The organism is Achromobacter seleniivolatilans, assembly GCF_030864005.1.
In the GTDB taxonomy this organism is placed as follows: Bacteria; Pseudomonadota; Gammaproteobacteria; order Burkholderiales; family Burkholderiaceae_B; genus Achromobacter; species Achromobacter seleniivolatilans.
The window spans coordinates 3,013,045-3,027,238 of sequence record NZ_CP132976.1; the positions used below are offsets into that span (position 1 = coordinate 3,013,045).

Genomic DNA, 14,194 nt, shown 5'->3' on the forward strand with positions numbered 1-14,194 from the left:
CGCAAAGCGCGCCGCCACCCTCCTCAGCAAATCGCGTGCCCGGGATTACTCCTTCGCGCATCAAACAAAAAAAGCCCTCTACTGAGGGCTTTTCATCAATCTGCGACGATGCGGATCAGACCTTGATCTTCATGTCCTTCGGCAAATCCTGACCATTTCCACCATTGCGACCCAAAAATTCCACTACGGCGGCTTTACCCGCAACAGAGGCTTCATCCTGACTGGGATAGCGCTTCTCTGAATAATTGGTGCTATGCACATTGCCGGTTTCCGGATCAAGCAACGTGATGATCCAGGCGAACTCGCCGGGCATCAACTGCCGGACCTGAAGCGTGGCACGCGTGCCGGGGCGCAATCTGTGCGGCATTTTGCAGCCTTTTTAACAATTCGATTCCGCCATCGTAGCGCAAAGCGCCTGCGCGCAAAGAACACATCGAACGTAGTTTGAAATGCTGCACGCGCACACGATTTCATGCTGCGCACCCCGCAGCGAAAACGCCACACCCATTCTTGCCTGCCAGGAAAACCCTAGGGCCCAGGTTGCAAAAGCAGGCGCACAATCAGCACAAACATCTAGACCGCATCAGCGGCGCCGCATCCCTTTAATCAGGCGAGGACGGAGACAACATGACTTACTTAGCAGTCGGTATTAGCTGTTTGATGGTTGTGGGTATCGTCGCGTTAGTGATTCAAACGGTTCAAGGCGCAGGGCCCGAGCCTTGGCTGAAGATCTCGGCGGCGATTGTCAGTTCCACCTTTGCTTCGCTCTTGCTGATTCCGCTGGGGTATGCGGTCGCGCAAACCATGCTGATCGATTGAAGATCAAGCACGGTGAATCGGCCCTGGGTCATGCGCCTCGGGCCGATTTTCCGCGTGTCGCCGCCCAGCACAATAGCGAACCGGCTGTGACCATGGCCACTCCCTGCCAGAACGTTGCAGTCAGGCGGGTGGACAACCACACGGCGGCAAAAAAGGTAGAAAGGACCGGCGTGAAGTATGACGCCGTGGCTAGCAAGGTCAGATTCCCTTTTAGTATCCCCACGTTCCACAGCGCATAACCTGCCGCCATCGCGCCGCCGGTCACGCATAGTTCGATCGTGGAGGGAGCCGAAAACTGAAGCGCCGGTTCTGCGCTCAGGAAATATTTGACCCACAATGCCGCCGCCGTCAGCATGAAAAATAACGCAACACCATTTTTACCGTCGGCAAATCGTTTGGTCACATTGCAATAAACGGCCCAGATAATGGCGCCACTGAAGGCCAATCCATAACTGAGGGGGTTGCTCGATACATTGGCGACAGTCCGTTCCCAAGAAAGCGCGCCGGACCCGCCTACGACCCAGACTATGCCGCAAATGGATAGCAACACCCCTGGCACGACCCAGGCGCTGGCCCGCTGCCCATTGATCACCATGGCCAGCACCACCGTGAAACACGGCCAAAGATAATTGACGATACCCAATTCGATGGCCTGCCCGCGATCAATGGCAAATCCCAAGGACAGCGACAGGCAGATCTCGTAAGCAACGAACAGCAGGCTGCCGACAATGAGATACGAGCGGGGAAAGCTCCGTAGCTTCGGGAACCCCAGCAAACCCACAAGGAATATCGAACCAACGGTGTAGATAAGCGCGGCGCCGCCGATAGCGCCAAAGCTTTCGCTAACGCCGCGGATCAAGCCGACGACCGTGCCCCACAGCAAGATCGCCAGCAACCCCAGCAGAGTGGCCGCGTTGCGGCCGGGGGAGAATTGCATCACCGTTTCCGATTGCCAATTATTTACGCTGCCTTGCCCCAAAAGCGAGATGCAGCGCCAAGCCGGGCAGTGTAGCGAAAACGCCAGGCAGCCGTAGTACCCCGCCGGCATGCGGACCCTCATGCCAACAAAGCGACGCACCCACTGACAGAGCTGAGAAGAGGGAGAAGAAGCCGCATGGCCATTTCCATACGTAGACTAAGCGACGTACTTGCCAGTACAGAGTCCGGCAGGCTGTATCGAATCGAGGTTTTCCAGCGGGCAGATGATCCGGGCCCAACCGGCCCGCCCCCCTCAACCGGAACACGCTACATATTCAGAACGTCGGAAGGACAAGGCGTAGTTGCTTTGGGAGACAAGCGCTATCGCCTGAAATCAGGCGAAGTACTGACGGCGCTGCCTCCACCGCCACCACCTCGCAACGAAGCCTGACAGCCACGTGCTGGCGGCGCACGTCACTGATCTGACTCTACCCGCCGCTTGCCGTGCCCCTTGGCCTTGTATAGCGCCACATCCGCGCGTTCCAGCAGTTGCAGCATCGTGATCCCCGATTGGGGATAAATGGCGATCCCCACGCTTGCCGAGACCGCAACGCGAATATTCGGATACGGCAAGGACAGGCTCTCTACCAGCGCCTCTGCCACCTGCTGGGCGTCGTCCAGCCCTACGCCCATCAGCAACACCGCAAACTCGTCGCCTCCGAGCCGGGCGGCAACGTCCGAGACCCTGATAGCGCGGGCCATGCGGTCTGCGGCTTCTTTCAGCACGGTGTCGCCCGCTGCATGGCCGTGCATATCATTGACGGCTTTGAACCCGTCCAGGTCAATTGCCAAAATGGCGAAAGGCTCGCCACTGCGTTGCGCCACCGCCAGTTCACGCAGGATCAGCTCACCGAACAGCACCCGGTTGCACAGCCCGGTCAGGGGATCGTAGTGAGCCAGGTGCTGCGCATGCGCCAGCATGCGGGAGGCCTGCAACAGCGCCGTACCCACTTCCTCGGCTTCTTTCACACGGGTCCCGGGCAGTTCGACGGTACGGCCCTCACCCAGCGCCAGTGCAGGCCCAACCAGGCCCTGCACCGCCGACGTCAGACGATTCGCCAGCCGTAACGCCAACCAAAGCCCCAGCCCGAAAGCGAACAGCGTCCCCAGCGCCAGCCAGGCAATGGACCGGTAAAGATCCGTCGTCAGCATAGTCATTGGCGCCCCCGCCGCGACGGTCCAGCCCGTCAATGCCGACCGGCTGAACGCGGTATAGACCGGCGTACCCTCTTTGGTTGTGGTTTCCAGCGATCCTTCGCTTTCCTTGTGAACCGCCTGGGCAAGCGCAGGCACGGCTTTCTGGCCAACAAACTTTGTGGTGTCCCGTGTCCGCGCAACAATCGTCCCGGAACCATCCAGCACGGCGGCCACCCACCCATCGGGCAAGGCGCGGCGGCTCAGTACGCTGCCTATACGCTCTGGCGACAGCGCCACGTTCAAGCTGTAGACGACCTCGTCGCTGCGCACCACGGGCACACCCAGCGCAAGCGTGGGATTGCGGCTGACCGAACCGGTGAACAAGCCGGTGAGCACGGGCGTGCGCGTTTGGAATACACGGCTTAATTCTTGGGACGCATTGCTAATGGGCAATGCCGTGCCAAAGGGCACCAGCGTATTGATAACCTGCCGCCCTTCTTTGTCAGTCAGAACGTAGCTGTCCACGATCTGAAATCGGACGGACTCGCGCGCGCGCTGGTGGAAGGCGGCCAGATCGCCACCGATCAGATCGGGCGACGACGCAAGCATCTGCAAGCCCGCCTCGACACCAGTCAGTTCGCGATCGAGTATGGAAGTCAGATTGCGGGCCAGGAAAATCGTGTCCCGGAATATCCGCTCTTTTTGGATGATGTAGCTTTCGTACACCGCCACCGACGCCACGACCAGCGCCGGGGCAATACAGGTGAATACCAAAGCCAACAATCCGGCCCGCATGGAATAGCGATGCTGCGGGCGTGTCCGCACGCCAGCCAGACTTTCCCCATCAGCCATAGCGTATTCCCCCTGGACCCATGCGCCTCCCAACACGTCCTTTTCTGGTCAATAGCCAGAAAATGGATGAGATTCAGAATTTATTGCAGAACGCAGCAAACGCACAATCGCTGCGCACCGAATACTACCTTGCGCAGCTGTTCCGTATGGCACCGGTATCGCGTCCCCAATTTACCGCGGATTAATACGCCACGCATTATTTCTCTGACATATAGATACGCTTGGCAACCAGTCTAGGCAATCACTGATTGCTACTATCGCCGCCATGAATAATCCGTCCCCAAAACCGCTCGCCGCCGCTCCTTTAAGCGCGTCCGATAAAACCGTCTTGGTATACGGAGCCATCGCCGCCGTGCTGGGCCTGACATTGTTTGAGCTGGTGAGGCGCCGGCTATGGCCGTGGGGCCATCCGTTCGCCCTGAATTTCTCCATTCAGTGGCTGCTGATGGCGCCGATGGCCGGCGCACTGCTGGCCGGCATGCAAAGCGGCAAACGCTGGCTGGCCGCCTTCGCGGTGTATGCCCTGGTCTTGCCTGCCATCACGGCGCTGGGGCTACACGCAGTCCTTAGCGTGATTCCTGAGGACAGGGGCGCCTTTCTCTATTCCAGCCAACGGGCGCTGGCGCTATTGCTGTCCGGCGCCGCGGGTTTCATTCTGCTGCCGTTGATCCAGGCCTTGGATGCCCGGCAAGCCCAATGGAACTACCCGGCGGTGTTTCGTGCTGCATGGCGCAACACCGTCCACCTGACGCTGGCCGCTTGCCTGGCGCTGGCCGTGTGCCTGCTGCTGACTGCGGCGGGCGCAATGTTCAACATGATAGGCATCAGGATCGTGCAGGATGTCTTCGCTACGGGTTACTTCCGCTTCGCCGTCTGGCCCATGATTTTTGCCACCTGCCTTGTTGGAGTTCGCCGCCGCCCGCAGTTGACAGAGACACTGCAACGCTCCTGGCTCACGCTCAACGCCTGGCTGCTGCCGTTGGTGACGCTGGTCGGTTTGGCCTTCACGCTGGCGCTGGCGGCCCAAATGGCGCTGGGCCTGCATGCCGTCCAGCTCTCGGCCGGTGCGCTTATCGCGTTTTCGCTGGTGTGGATCAAGCTGATTAACGCCGCTTGGCAGGACAGCCCTGATGCCGCCCCCTTCGGCCCTGTGCTGCGACGCTTGCTGCGGCTGGGCATGGTGTGCCTGCTGCCGCTGTCCGCAGTGGCTCTTTACGGCGCAGTGGTACGCGTTGAACAGTATGGCTGGACGGTGTTGCGGGCTTGGGGCGTAGCCAGCAGCATTGTGCTTCTGCTATACGGCGCGGGTTATGCCTGGGCAGCCTTGCGCCCCAAACGCTATTACTCCCTGCTTGCCGTCACCAATCTGTTCACGGCCGGCGTCACGCTGGCACTACTGGTGGCAATCAATACGCCGATTGCAAGCCCATTGCGCCTGACGGCGGAAAGCCAACTACAACGCGTGATCGACGGGCGGCAGAAACCCGAAAAATTCCCCTACTACGACATGAGGAAAGAGTTTGGCCAGTGGGGCCGCGAGGCGTTGCAGCAACTGGCCGCAGGCGCGGCCGATGCGCAAGACCGCCGCATTGCCCTTGCCGCCGCGCAAGCGCTCAAGGGTGACTATTTCCGCTGGGATGAACCGCTACAAGATCCTGCGCAACCCGCGCCGGATATCCCGCCGCTCCTCACCTACCCGCAGGGTCACGAGTTGCCAACGTCGTGGTGGGACTTTCTGAAAGCCACCTCCTCGCTTCAGCTCAGAAACTGCTCGACCCCGATCAAACCCGAGAAACCCGGCGATACGCCGACTTACCGGTGCCAACTGATCTTCGCGGACTTGACGGGCGACGGCCAGGAAGAGCTTGTACTGTATGTCGCACCAACGGCCGATGACCCGCAGCGTCTGGAAGACCTTTACGTCTACGAGAAAACCGCAGACGGCTCCTGGCGCTATAAGGGCAGGCTTCAGGAACAGAGTTTTGAACAGGACATGAAGGATATGACCGGCGTCCGGGATATTCCGCAAGCGCTCAAGCAAGGCTTGGTTCGCACCGTGCCCCGCAAGGACCGCGACCTGATGATTGGCGACCAATTGCTGCGCATGGGCAGATAAATGCGGGCGGGCACGGATTTCAGATGCCGTGCCCGCCTTGGCGCTACTGTTCTTCCAGATCCGGCGTGCCGGTGAACTGACTCTTGAGCAAGGTCAGCGCACCTTTCTCCGCCAACGCCTGGTTGGGGAACACGTGCTTGGTATCTTCAAGAATCGGAAATCCGAAAACGCGGACCCGGGTGTGAAACCCCTCTGGGGTCTCGGCGAACTCGATGTCGAAGTTACGCTCTTCGATCCAGCCTGATCGATGCAGTTTCCATTCCATATACAACGCGCTCCTAGTCGGCGAAGTTGACACGAAAGGCCGGCCCGCATGGACCGGCGCTGCTACACACCATACACCCGTCTGGCCGTGCGCGGATGACCGATAGTCATACCGCGCAGGCCTGACGGCTTACTTGCCCGAGGGCAGGTTTTCGTCCGACGAGGCCAGCAATTCATCGGACTCGGGTGAAAACAGATCCCAGCAAGCCATGAACAACGCAGCGATCAGCGGACCGATCACGAAGCCATTCAAACCAAACAGGGCCATGCCGCCCAACGTGGAAATCAGCACCACGTAATCGGGCATCTTCGTGTCCTTGCCCACCAGAATCGGGCGCAAGACATTGTCGACCATACCGATGACCAGCACGCCAAATGCAATCAGCACTGCGCCCTTGATCGTGGCGCCCGTCAACAAGAAGTAGATGGCCACCGGCGCCCAGATCAGCCCGGCGCCCACCGCGGGCAATAGCGACAAAAAGCCCATGATGACGCCCCATAGCAGCGCGCCCTGGATCGACAGAATCGAAAAGATAATGCCGCCCAATGCGCCCTGCGCTGCGGCCACCGCAATATTGCCTTTGACGGTTGCGCGCACGACGGTGGTGAACTTGCGGAACAAGTGCTGCTTGTGCGCTTCGCTCAGCGGCATCGCGCGTTTTAGGCGCGCCGACAACTGAGGCCCATCGCGCAACAGGAAAAACAGCAGGTACAGCATGATGCCGAAGCTGATGACGAACTGGAACGTGTCCTGCCCGATGCTCAAGGCTTGCGTCGCCAGGAACTGGCTGGCTTGCATCGCGCCTGCACTGAGTTTTTCTTGCAAGCTGGGAATGTCGGCCAGATCAAGGCGTGCCAACAGGTCATGCACGGATGGCGGCAACGCCTCCATGGCCTGCTGAAAATAAGCGCCGAAATTCAATTGCCCTGACTTGATGCTTTGATACAGGTTCGCGCCCTCGCGCACCAGCGATCCGCTGATGAGCACCAAAGGCAGAATGACCAGCACCAGCACCAGCATCAAGGTAATCAACGCGGCCAAATTGCGGCGCCCGCCGATGCGCACCACCAACCGGCGCTGCAAGGGAGCAAAGAGGATGGCAAGAATGGCGCCCCAGAAAACAGCGCCGTAAAAAGGCCACAACAACCAGCCAAACGCGATGGTGACGAACACCAGCAGGAGCAGAAAGGTTCTGTAGTGCAAGCCGGATGATTGACTCATATTCCGTTCCAGGCACGGCAAACGCCGCGAGACCCGCATTGTACAAAGGCGTCGTTTGGCGCGTTCAAGACCCGCGGCCCGCGGCAAGCAGAACAATGCTGCGGGCTTCGGCCAAGCTCTCTGCCTGCGCGTTCAGACCTTGCAAGCGCAGGTTCAACTCCTGCTGCAAAGTCAGCGTGGCCACGCGTGCCTGGCCATCGTCAAGCTGAATGTCCGCAGCATGCGCCGCCACGTAATCCGCAATGCCGATTGCATCTCTTGCCACCGTATCCATTTTGGACGCCGCCTCCATCAATTCAGCGGCAGGCGCAGTCACGGCGTCGTCATAGACGCCGCCATAGACCGGCACCAGATCGGGGGGCAATTCCATCGCGGCACGCGCCTGATCCGCCTTGGCCCGCGCTTTCTGAAGCGCCGCCGCGCTGTCCGCCAGCGTCTTGCGGGCGGTTTCAAATCCTGATTTGCGCTCGACAATGTCGCCCACGGACCGGATCGTCTCTACCATCAACACCTCGCGCAGCGGCATGGCGGCGCGCGCCATCGCCTGCTGAAACTCAGTCATGACTTCGTACGCGTTGGTGTAGTCGCCAATTGCCTCTTTTTCGGACTTGCTCAACTCAGCCAGCGGCAACAGTGCCTCGCTATTGATCCGGGATTGCAGCAACTGGATAAATGCGATCCGCTCTTGCGGTTCTTTATTGACGCAGGCCGTGACGACCAGCATGGAGGCCATCGCCAGACCCGTCAGGCAGGCTCGCCACATTGACATGCCTATGCTCCTTGCGTGCGGGTTGTAAAAAGGGCGCGGCGCCACCTGCGAGCGGCCCGCCAGTGCGCAGATTATCCCGAAGCCGTCACCCGCGCCCGCCGCCAGGCGGATTTTGTTGCGATCGAATCGAGTTGACACAGGGCACGGCCCAGCCGTGCCTCCCTGGCGCCCCGATCCCCTAAAATAGCGGTTTCGGCCATATGGCCGCCTGCAACAAGAGTTTGGCTTCAGCCCATGAATCAACACACCACTTCCGACACCTGGGGTTTTCTCCAGCCCGATTGCCACGGCGCGGCCGCATTGCTGTTTTTCATGAACGATCTGGCCAGGGTGGTGAATCAATATCTGGGGCAGGGACAATTGTCGGAAGAATCGCTCGCCGACGCACAAAAGGCAGTCGACGCCCTGCTCAACCGCTACGTCCAGATCCAGGCAGCGCCAGAGGCGTTCGACGGCGAGCGCATTGAGCTTGCGCTGGAAACGCAACGCCAGCCCGACGGTTCAATGGGCGCTCAGGTCGCCTTGCAGATGTCGCCCCGCCTTGAAACACTGATCATTGAGGCCCAGCGCCAAGCTAGCGCTGCCCCGCACTAAGGTTTCAAGGGCCGCTCTGCCCGCCCAAACGGCCCGCCCTCAAAAAACACTTGCAAACCGGCTCAACTAGCGATATCATCCCTAGTTGAGCTTTCTGCGTGCGCCATTATTATTTAAACATTCCGGCGCAATGCACTGACCACTCTCCAGGGCTTTGGACACCATGCTACGGCATGCAACCCTGCTGGCCGCATAACAACAGCCAGCCTCCAAGCCACTCGGCCCCGAGCTGATTTGCGAAGACTTACAACACCAAAAACGCAAATTCCGGAACCGGCCTGGACAAATCAGTAAACCCCGCAGTCATCCGATACACCTTCGCCCAACCGCCAGTCCGGTTCGGCAAGAAGCAACCAAACTTGCTGTGGCGTCGCGCCTTTGCGGCAACACGCCCAGCACCCGCAAGAGCCAACCCACTCTGCGCGGACCCCTCAGGCCAAAAGAGCGCATGCTCTGAACATGCACGCCACCTGGCCTGAATCGATGCCATCTCGGACTGACCGATGACATCACCCCGTTACCCGCGATCGCAAAAACATGAGAATGCGCAAAGGAACGGCAACACTTATGCGTTAGTGTCATGACTGCCCGTCCAAATCAACCCGGCTGGACAGGCAAGCGGCAAGGATGCGCGGAATATAAAAGCCGCGCCCTGCGCGACATGACTGAATGCAGTCTTCTAATAACTAGAAATTAAGAGAACACACACCATGAATACTCGTTTTACTACTTCGGACCTGATCCGACGCCCGGCTCATACGACGCTGGACAACACGCCGATCCACATCGGCGACATCGTTTACCTGCAACCGGCCAATGGCCCCGCAATTCGTGCAACGGTCATCTTCAACGCGCCTATCAACGGCACGACGACCTACACGACCGAAGTCGTGCCTTGCGGCTCGGCTACGCAAAAGGCCCCCGGCCAGCGTATCCGCTTCCGTCACGAGCACGTCCATCGCATCGAATCGGTGCGAAGCACCACGCACTGAGCTAGCTCAAACTCGCCGCGCTTCATGCGCGGCGAGTTCATTTATGCGTGATAAAGTCGGTCGCAACCTAGTCAGGGCGACATCATCATGCAGAACAACCGGCTTGCAGTCCGTATCTGGGATCTTCCCACCCGTTTATTCCATTGGGCGCTAGTCGTCTGTATTGTCGGCGCCTTCGTCAGCGTAAAGCTGGGCGGTCTGTATATGGACTGGCACGTGCGCTTCGGCTGTACGGCGCTGGGACTGATCATTTTCCGCTTGCTGTGGGGCATCGTCGGTCCGCACTATGCGCGTTTCGCGCAGTTTGTGCGTGGCCCCGCCGCCGTGGCCCGATACCTTAAAGGCGCCGCTCCGGCCGCCGGCCACAATCCACTAGGCGCACTGTCCGTCATGGCCCTGCTGCTGGTGATCGGCTTTCAGGCCGCAAGCGGCCTCTTCACTACCGATGACATCATGACGCAAGGGCCGCTGTTCGGGCTCGTCAGTGAATCGACCTCCAGCACCCTGACCTCTTGGCACAAGCTGAATGAATGGGTCATCATCGGCCTTATCGCGCTGCACCTGCTGGCCGTAGCCTGGTATACGCTGGTGCGCCGCAAGCGCTTGGTGCGCGCCATCATCACCGGCAATGTCGACGCAAAAGACCTGCCCGCTGGCACTCCGCCCGCACAAGACGGCTTTGTCATCTGGTTGCGCGCCTTGCTGCTGGGCGCCTGCGTCACCGGCCTGGTGTTGTGGATACGGACACTGGAAGTTGCGGCGGACATGTCATTTTCCTGACGTTGTCACCGCTAAAAGAAAGGCCCCTCGAAAACCGATCGAGGGGCCTTTTTTTGACCATCAAGGCCGCCCGGAGGCGGCCTGCGTCTTACTTCTTCTTGCGATAGGAATCGTGGCAAGCTTTGCAGCTTGCGCCCACGTCACCAAAAGCGGCGCGCAGCTTGTCCAGATCGCCGGCATCGGCCGCCGCAGACAGCTTCACGACGTTATCCTGAAATGCCTGCTGCTTTTGCTTGAAGCCAGCCGCATCGCTCCAGACCTCGGGGCGGGCATCGCCGCCCTCCGTGCCCGGACCGAAGCCTGCCCACGGCAGCGCCGCCAAGGTCTTCAGTACTTCGACGTTGGCCTTGATCTGCGCGGCGTCATAAGGCGCCTGTCCCTTGACCACCGGCGCCATGCGGCCGAAGTGCGAACCGATCAACGTCAACGCCGACTGGCGATACTTGACGGCGTCTTCCGGCTTGGCGAACTGCGCCGAGGCGGTAGTCGCCAACAGCGGCCCCACCGTCATACAGGCCAACGCGACAAGCGTGGACAACTTCTTCATTGCAATCTCCCGTAAGGTCAACGTGAATGCCGCGCGCATCACGCGCGCGGCAAGTGGCGACTATACCGCCCGGGCCAATTCCGCAGCCAGCCCGATGTACGAGCGCGGGGTCATCGCCAGCAAGCGGGCCTTCGGCTCTTCCGGCAGCTCCAGGCCCTGGATGAATTCTCGCAGACCTTCTTCGGTAATGCCCTTGCCTCGCGTCAAGGCCTTGAGCTGTTCGTACGGTTGCGGCAGGCCATAACGGCGCATGACCGTCTGCACCGGCTCGGCAAGCACTTCCCAGCACGCATCGATATCGGCATCGATTGCAGCCACGTTGACCTCAAGCTTGCCCAAGCCGCGCATGCACGCATCCCACGCCACCAGGCAATAACCCAGGCCCACGCCCAGATTGCGCAGAACGGTGGAGTCGGTCAGATCGCGCTGCCAGCGGGAGATCGGCAGCTTGTCTGCCAAATGGCGCAGGACGGCGTTGGCCAGCCCCAGATTACCTTCGGAGTTTTCGAAGTCGATCGGGTTGACCTTGTGCGGCATGGTGGACGAACCGACTTCGCCGTCTTTCAGACGCTGCTTGAAATAGCCCAGCGCCACATACCCCCAGACGTCACGATCCAGGTCCAGAACAATGATGTTGGCGCGCGTGATGGCGTCAAACAAGGCCGACATCCAGTCATGCGGCTCGATCTGGATGGTGTGACGGTTCTGGGTCAGGCCCAGGCCGGTCAGCACGCGCTGGCTGAATGCAGGCCAGTCGATTTCGGGATAAGCCGACAAGTGCGCGTTGTAGTTGCCCGTGGCGCCGTTCATCTTGGCCAGCGGCTGGACCGCTTCAACCGCGGCAATCGCGCGGTTCAAGCGAGCCGCCACGTTGGCGAATTCCTTGCCCAAGGTCGTGGGGCTGGCCGGCTGGCCATGCGTGCGCGACAACATGGGTTGGTCGGCTTGCGCAATGGCAATTTCATTCAGCTTGGCGGCCAGCTCACGCAGGCGCGGCACCACAACCTGATCGCGGGCGCGAGACAGCATCAGCGCATGCGAGGTGTTGTTGATGTCTTCGGACGTGCAGGCAAAGTGAATGAACTCGGCAGCGCGAGCCAGCTCGGCGTCATCGGCCACTTTTTCCTTCAACCAGTATTCGACAGCCTTCACGTCGTGGTTGGTGACGCGTTCAATATCCTTGATGCGGCCAGCATCCGCTTCGGAGAAGTTCTGCACCAATTGCTGCAGGCGCTGACGGGCAGCTTCAGAGAAAGCGGGCAGTTCGGGCAGACCGGCATCCGACAGCGCGACCAGCCAGGCCACCTCGACTTCGACACGGTGCGCCATGAAGCCGGCTTCGGAAAGCAGACCGCGCAATGCGTCGCCTCGGGAAGCGTAACGGCCATCCAATGGCGAAAGGGCATTAAGTTGGCTCAACTGATCGGCGATTTGCATGGTCTGAGGTAGAAATAGCTACGGATGGGAAAACCCGACGATTTTATCATCCGGGGCAATGCAACATTGTGGCAAACTAACGAAGAATCCGGCCAGCGGACAATACGACCGTCATGCGGCCTGCTATACTTCGGCCGCTTTCCGACTCCGCTTGTGACTCCATGAAATTGATCGGCTCGCTTACCAGTCCTTACGTACGCAAAGTGCGCATCGTTATGGCCGAGAAAAAGCTGGATTACCGGCTTGAACTCGAAAACGTCTGGTCCGCCGACACGCAGATCCAAACGTACAATCCGCTGGGCAAGGTGCCCTGCCTGGTCATGGAAGATGCCGGCGCCTTGTTTGATTCGCGCGTCATCGTCGAATACCTGGACACCTTGTCTCCCGTTGCCCGCCTGATTCCTCAGCCGGGACGCGATCGTGCGGCCGTGAAATGCTGGGAAGCCATTGCTGATGGCCTTCTGGACGCCTGCGTCGCCATCGTCAAGGAAAACCAGCGGCCCGAAGCGCAGCGCAGCCCTGAATGGATCGAGCGTCAATACAGCAAGATCCACGCAAGCCTGGATGCCATGAACAAAAGCCTGGGTGACAACGCCCACTGCATGGGCATCAACTACAGCCTGGCGGATATCGCCGTCGGCTGCGCGCTTGGCTACCTGGACCTGCGCTTTGCCTCGCTGGACTGGCGCGCCAACCAGCTGAACCTGGCCCGCTTGTACGACAAGCTGTCCCTGCGGCAATCGTTCATCGATACCGCGCCCAAGACCGCCTGACAGTTCTGAACGAGCGCCGGGTTCACCCTGGCGCTCGGCGCAAGCCGCGTCCTGCGGCCTGCCCCCTTCCCTGCTCTGCCATCAAGCCGTAAAGGTCTGCCAGGCCTTGAACAGCATGTACGCGGCCAACGCGAACAGCAGACACGCAAACACCCGCTTCAAGGTCTGCACCGGCAGGCGATGCGCCATGCGCGCGCCCAAGGGCGCCGTCAACACGCTAGTGCAGACCAGCGCCAGCAACGCCGGCCAGTAGATGAATCCCAACATGCCTGGCCGCGATGCGCCTTCATTCAGGCCCGACACCACGTAACCCACACTGTTGGCCAGCGCGATGGGAAAGCCCAACGCCGCCGAAGTCGACACCGCATTGTGCAGCGCCACGTTGCACCAGACCATGAAGGGCACGGACAAGAAGCCGCCACCCGCGCCAACCAGACCCGACAGAAAACCAATCCCAGCCCCCGCTGCGCTCGTGCCGGCAATACCGGGCATCTGGCGCGACGGCTTGGGTTTCTTGTTTTGCAGCATGCTCCAGCCGGAATAGCCTACGAACAGCGCAAAAAAGAGCGACAACCACAAAGTGCTGAGCGCCGCGAACACCGCGCCGCCCGCAATCAGGCCGCCAATGATGATGCCGGGCGCCATCGCCCACACAATGCCCCACTTGATCGTGCCTCGCTGCTGGTGCGCCCTGACGCTGGAGATCGACGTGAACAGGATCGATGTCATCGACGTAGCGATAGCGGCGTGTACCACCAGATCAGACGGCATGCCCTTCCAGGCAAATAGCATTGTCAGAAAAGGCACCAGCAGCATCCCGCCCCCAATGCCAAGCAATCCCGCCGCGAAACCCACCACCCCGCCCAACACCAGCAGGCAAATCACCATCGTTACATCCACAACTGTCTCCTCTT

Annotated in this window: 15 protein-coding genes; 6 read left to right on the forward strand and 9 right to left on the reverse strand. The window is 60.1% G+C overall.

Annotation, left to right across the window (positions count from 1 at the left end; all coding sequences use genetic code 11):
- Positions 1 to 115: 115 nt before the first annotated feature.
- Entirely contained in the window at positions 116 to 367 is a 252-nt protein-coding gene (locus RAS12_RS13535) for a hypothetical protein (RefSeq protein ID WP_306950691.1), read from the reverse strand.
- A 260-nt stretch (positions 368 to 627) separates the two neighbouring features.
- Between RAS12_RS13535 and RAS12_RS13540 the strand changes: the two genes are divergently transcribed.
- Positions 628 to 819: a hypothetical protein gene (locus tag RAS12_RS13540; protein WP_306950693.1), complete on the forward strand. Its 192-nt coding sequence runs from the start codon at positions 628 to 630 to the stop codon at positions 817 to 819.
- Between the two features lie 28 nt (positions 820 to 847).
- On the opposite strand, the gene yddG is transcribed toward RAS12_RS13540, so the two are convergent.
- On the reverse strand, positions 848 to 1,756 hold the full coding sequence (gene yddG, locus RAS12_RS13545) for an aromatic amino acid DMT transporter YddG (protein WP_306950695.1): 909 nt from the start codon (positions 1,754 to 1,756) through the stop codon (positions 848 to 850).
- Positions 1,757 to 2,211: 455 nt separating this feature from the next.
- Positions 2,212 to 3,786 (reverse strand): sensor domain-containing diguanylate cyclase, encoded by a 1,575-nt coding sequence (locus RAS12_RS13550; RefSeq protein ID WP_306950696.1) that lies wholly within the window; start codon positions 3,784 to 3,786, stop codon positions 2,212 to 2,214.
- 265 nt (positions 3,787 to 4,051) lie between these two features.
- Here RAS12_RS13550 and RAS12_RS13555 point away from each other — a divergent pair, with 265 nt between their 5' ends.
- Positions 4,052 to 5,902, forward strand: coding sequence for a DUF4153 domain-containing protein (locus tag RAS12_RS13555; protein ID WP_306950697.1), 1,851 nt, complete (start codon positions 4,052 to 4,054; stop codon positions 5,900 to 5,902).
- Between the two features lie 43 nt (positions 5,903 to 5,945).
- Here RAS12_RS13555 and RAS12_RS13560 read toward each other — a convergent pair whose 3' ends face one another.
- The 3 genes from RAS12_RS13560 to RAS12_RS13570 all read right to left on the reverse strand — a co-directional run bounded on the left by RAS12_RS13560 (position 5,946) and on the right by RAS12_RS13570 (position 8,157).
- Positions 5,946 to 6,167: a hypothetical protein gene (locus tag RAS12_RS13560; protein ID WP_306950698.1), complete on the reverse strand. Its 222-nt coding sequence runs from the start codon at positions 6,165 to 6,167 to the stop codon at positions 5,946 to 5,948.
- Between the two features lie 129 nt (positions 6,168 to 6,296).
- Positions 6,297 to 7,388, reverse strand: a complete 1,092-nt coding sequence (locus RAS12_RS13565; protein WP_306950700.1) for an AI-2E family transporter — start codon at positions 7,386 to 7,388, stop codon at positions 6,297 to 6,299.
- Positions 7,389 to 7,452: 64 nt separating this feature from the next.
- Positions 7,453 to 8,157: a DUF3053 family protein gene (locus RAS12_RS13570; RefSeq protein WP_306950702.1), complete on the reverse strand. Its 705-nt coding sequence runs from the start codon at positions 8,155 to 8,157 to the stop codon at positions 7,453 to 7,455.
- Between the two features lie 234 nt (positions 8,158 to 8,391).
- On the opposite strand from RAS12_RS13570, the gene RAS12_RS13575 reads away from it, so the two are divergent.
- From RAS12_RS13575 to RAS12_RS13585, 3 genes are all read left to right on the forward strand, one after another.
- Complete coding sequence (locus tag RAS12_RS13575; protein ID WP_306950703.1) at positions 8,392 to 8,751, forward strand: hypothetical protein; 360 nt, start codon at positions 8,392 to 8,394, stop codon at positions 8,749 to 8,751.
- A gap of 710 nt (positions 8,752 to 9,461) precedes the next feature.
- The gene (locus RAS12_RS13580; protein ID WP_306950705.1) at positions 9,462 to 9,743 is read left to right on the forward strand and encodes a hypothetical protein; all 282 of its coding nucleotides are present in this window, start codon (positions 9,462 to 9,464) and stop codon (positions 9,741 to 9,743) included.
- Between the two features lie 87 nt (positions 9,744 to 9,830).
- Positions 9,831 to 10,523, forward strand: coding sequence for a cytochrome b/b6 domain-containing protein (locus tag RAS12_RS13585; protein WP_306950707.1), 693 nt, complete (start codon positions 9,831 to 9,833; stop codon positions 10,521 to 10,523).
- A gap of 88 nt (positions 10,524 to 10,611) precedes the next feature.
- Here the strand turns inward: RAS12_RS13585 and RAS12_RS13590 are convergent, their stop codons facing one another.
- Positions 10,612 to 11,070: a c-type cytochrome gene (locus RAS12_RS13590; RefSeq protein ID WP_306950710.1), complete on the reverse strand. Its 459-nt coding sequence runs from the start codon at positions 11,068 to 11,070 to the stop codon at positions 10,612 to 10,614.
- A gap of 60 nt (positions 11,071 to 11,130) precedes the next feature.
- A complete protein-coding gene (gene purB / locus RAS12_RS13595) occupies positions 11,131 to 12,507 on the reverse strand; it encodes an adenylosuccinate lyase (protein WP_306950712.1) in 1,377 nt (458 codons plus the stop codon).
- A 161-nt stretch (positions 12,508 to 12,668) separates the two neighbouring features.
- Between purB and RAS12_RS13600 the strand changes: the two genes are divergently transcribed.
- Positions 12,669 to 13,280 (forward strand): glutathione S-transferase N-terminal domain-containing protein, encoded by a 612-nt coding sequence (locus RAS12_RS13600; RefSeq protein WP_306950714.1) that lies wholly within the window; start codon positions 12,669 to 12,671, stop codon positions 13,278 to 13,280.
- A gap of 81 nt (positions 13,281 to 13,361) precedes the next feature.
- On the opposite strand, the gene RAS12_RS13605 is transcribed toward RAS12_RS13600, so the two are convergent.
- Entirely contained in the window at positions 13,362 to 14,180 is an 819-nt protein-coding gene (locus RAS12_RS13605) for a sulfite exporter TauE/SafE family protein (RefSeq protein ID WP_306950715.1), read from the reverse strand.
- Positions 14,181 to 14,194 lie beyond the last annotated feature (14 nt).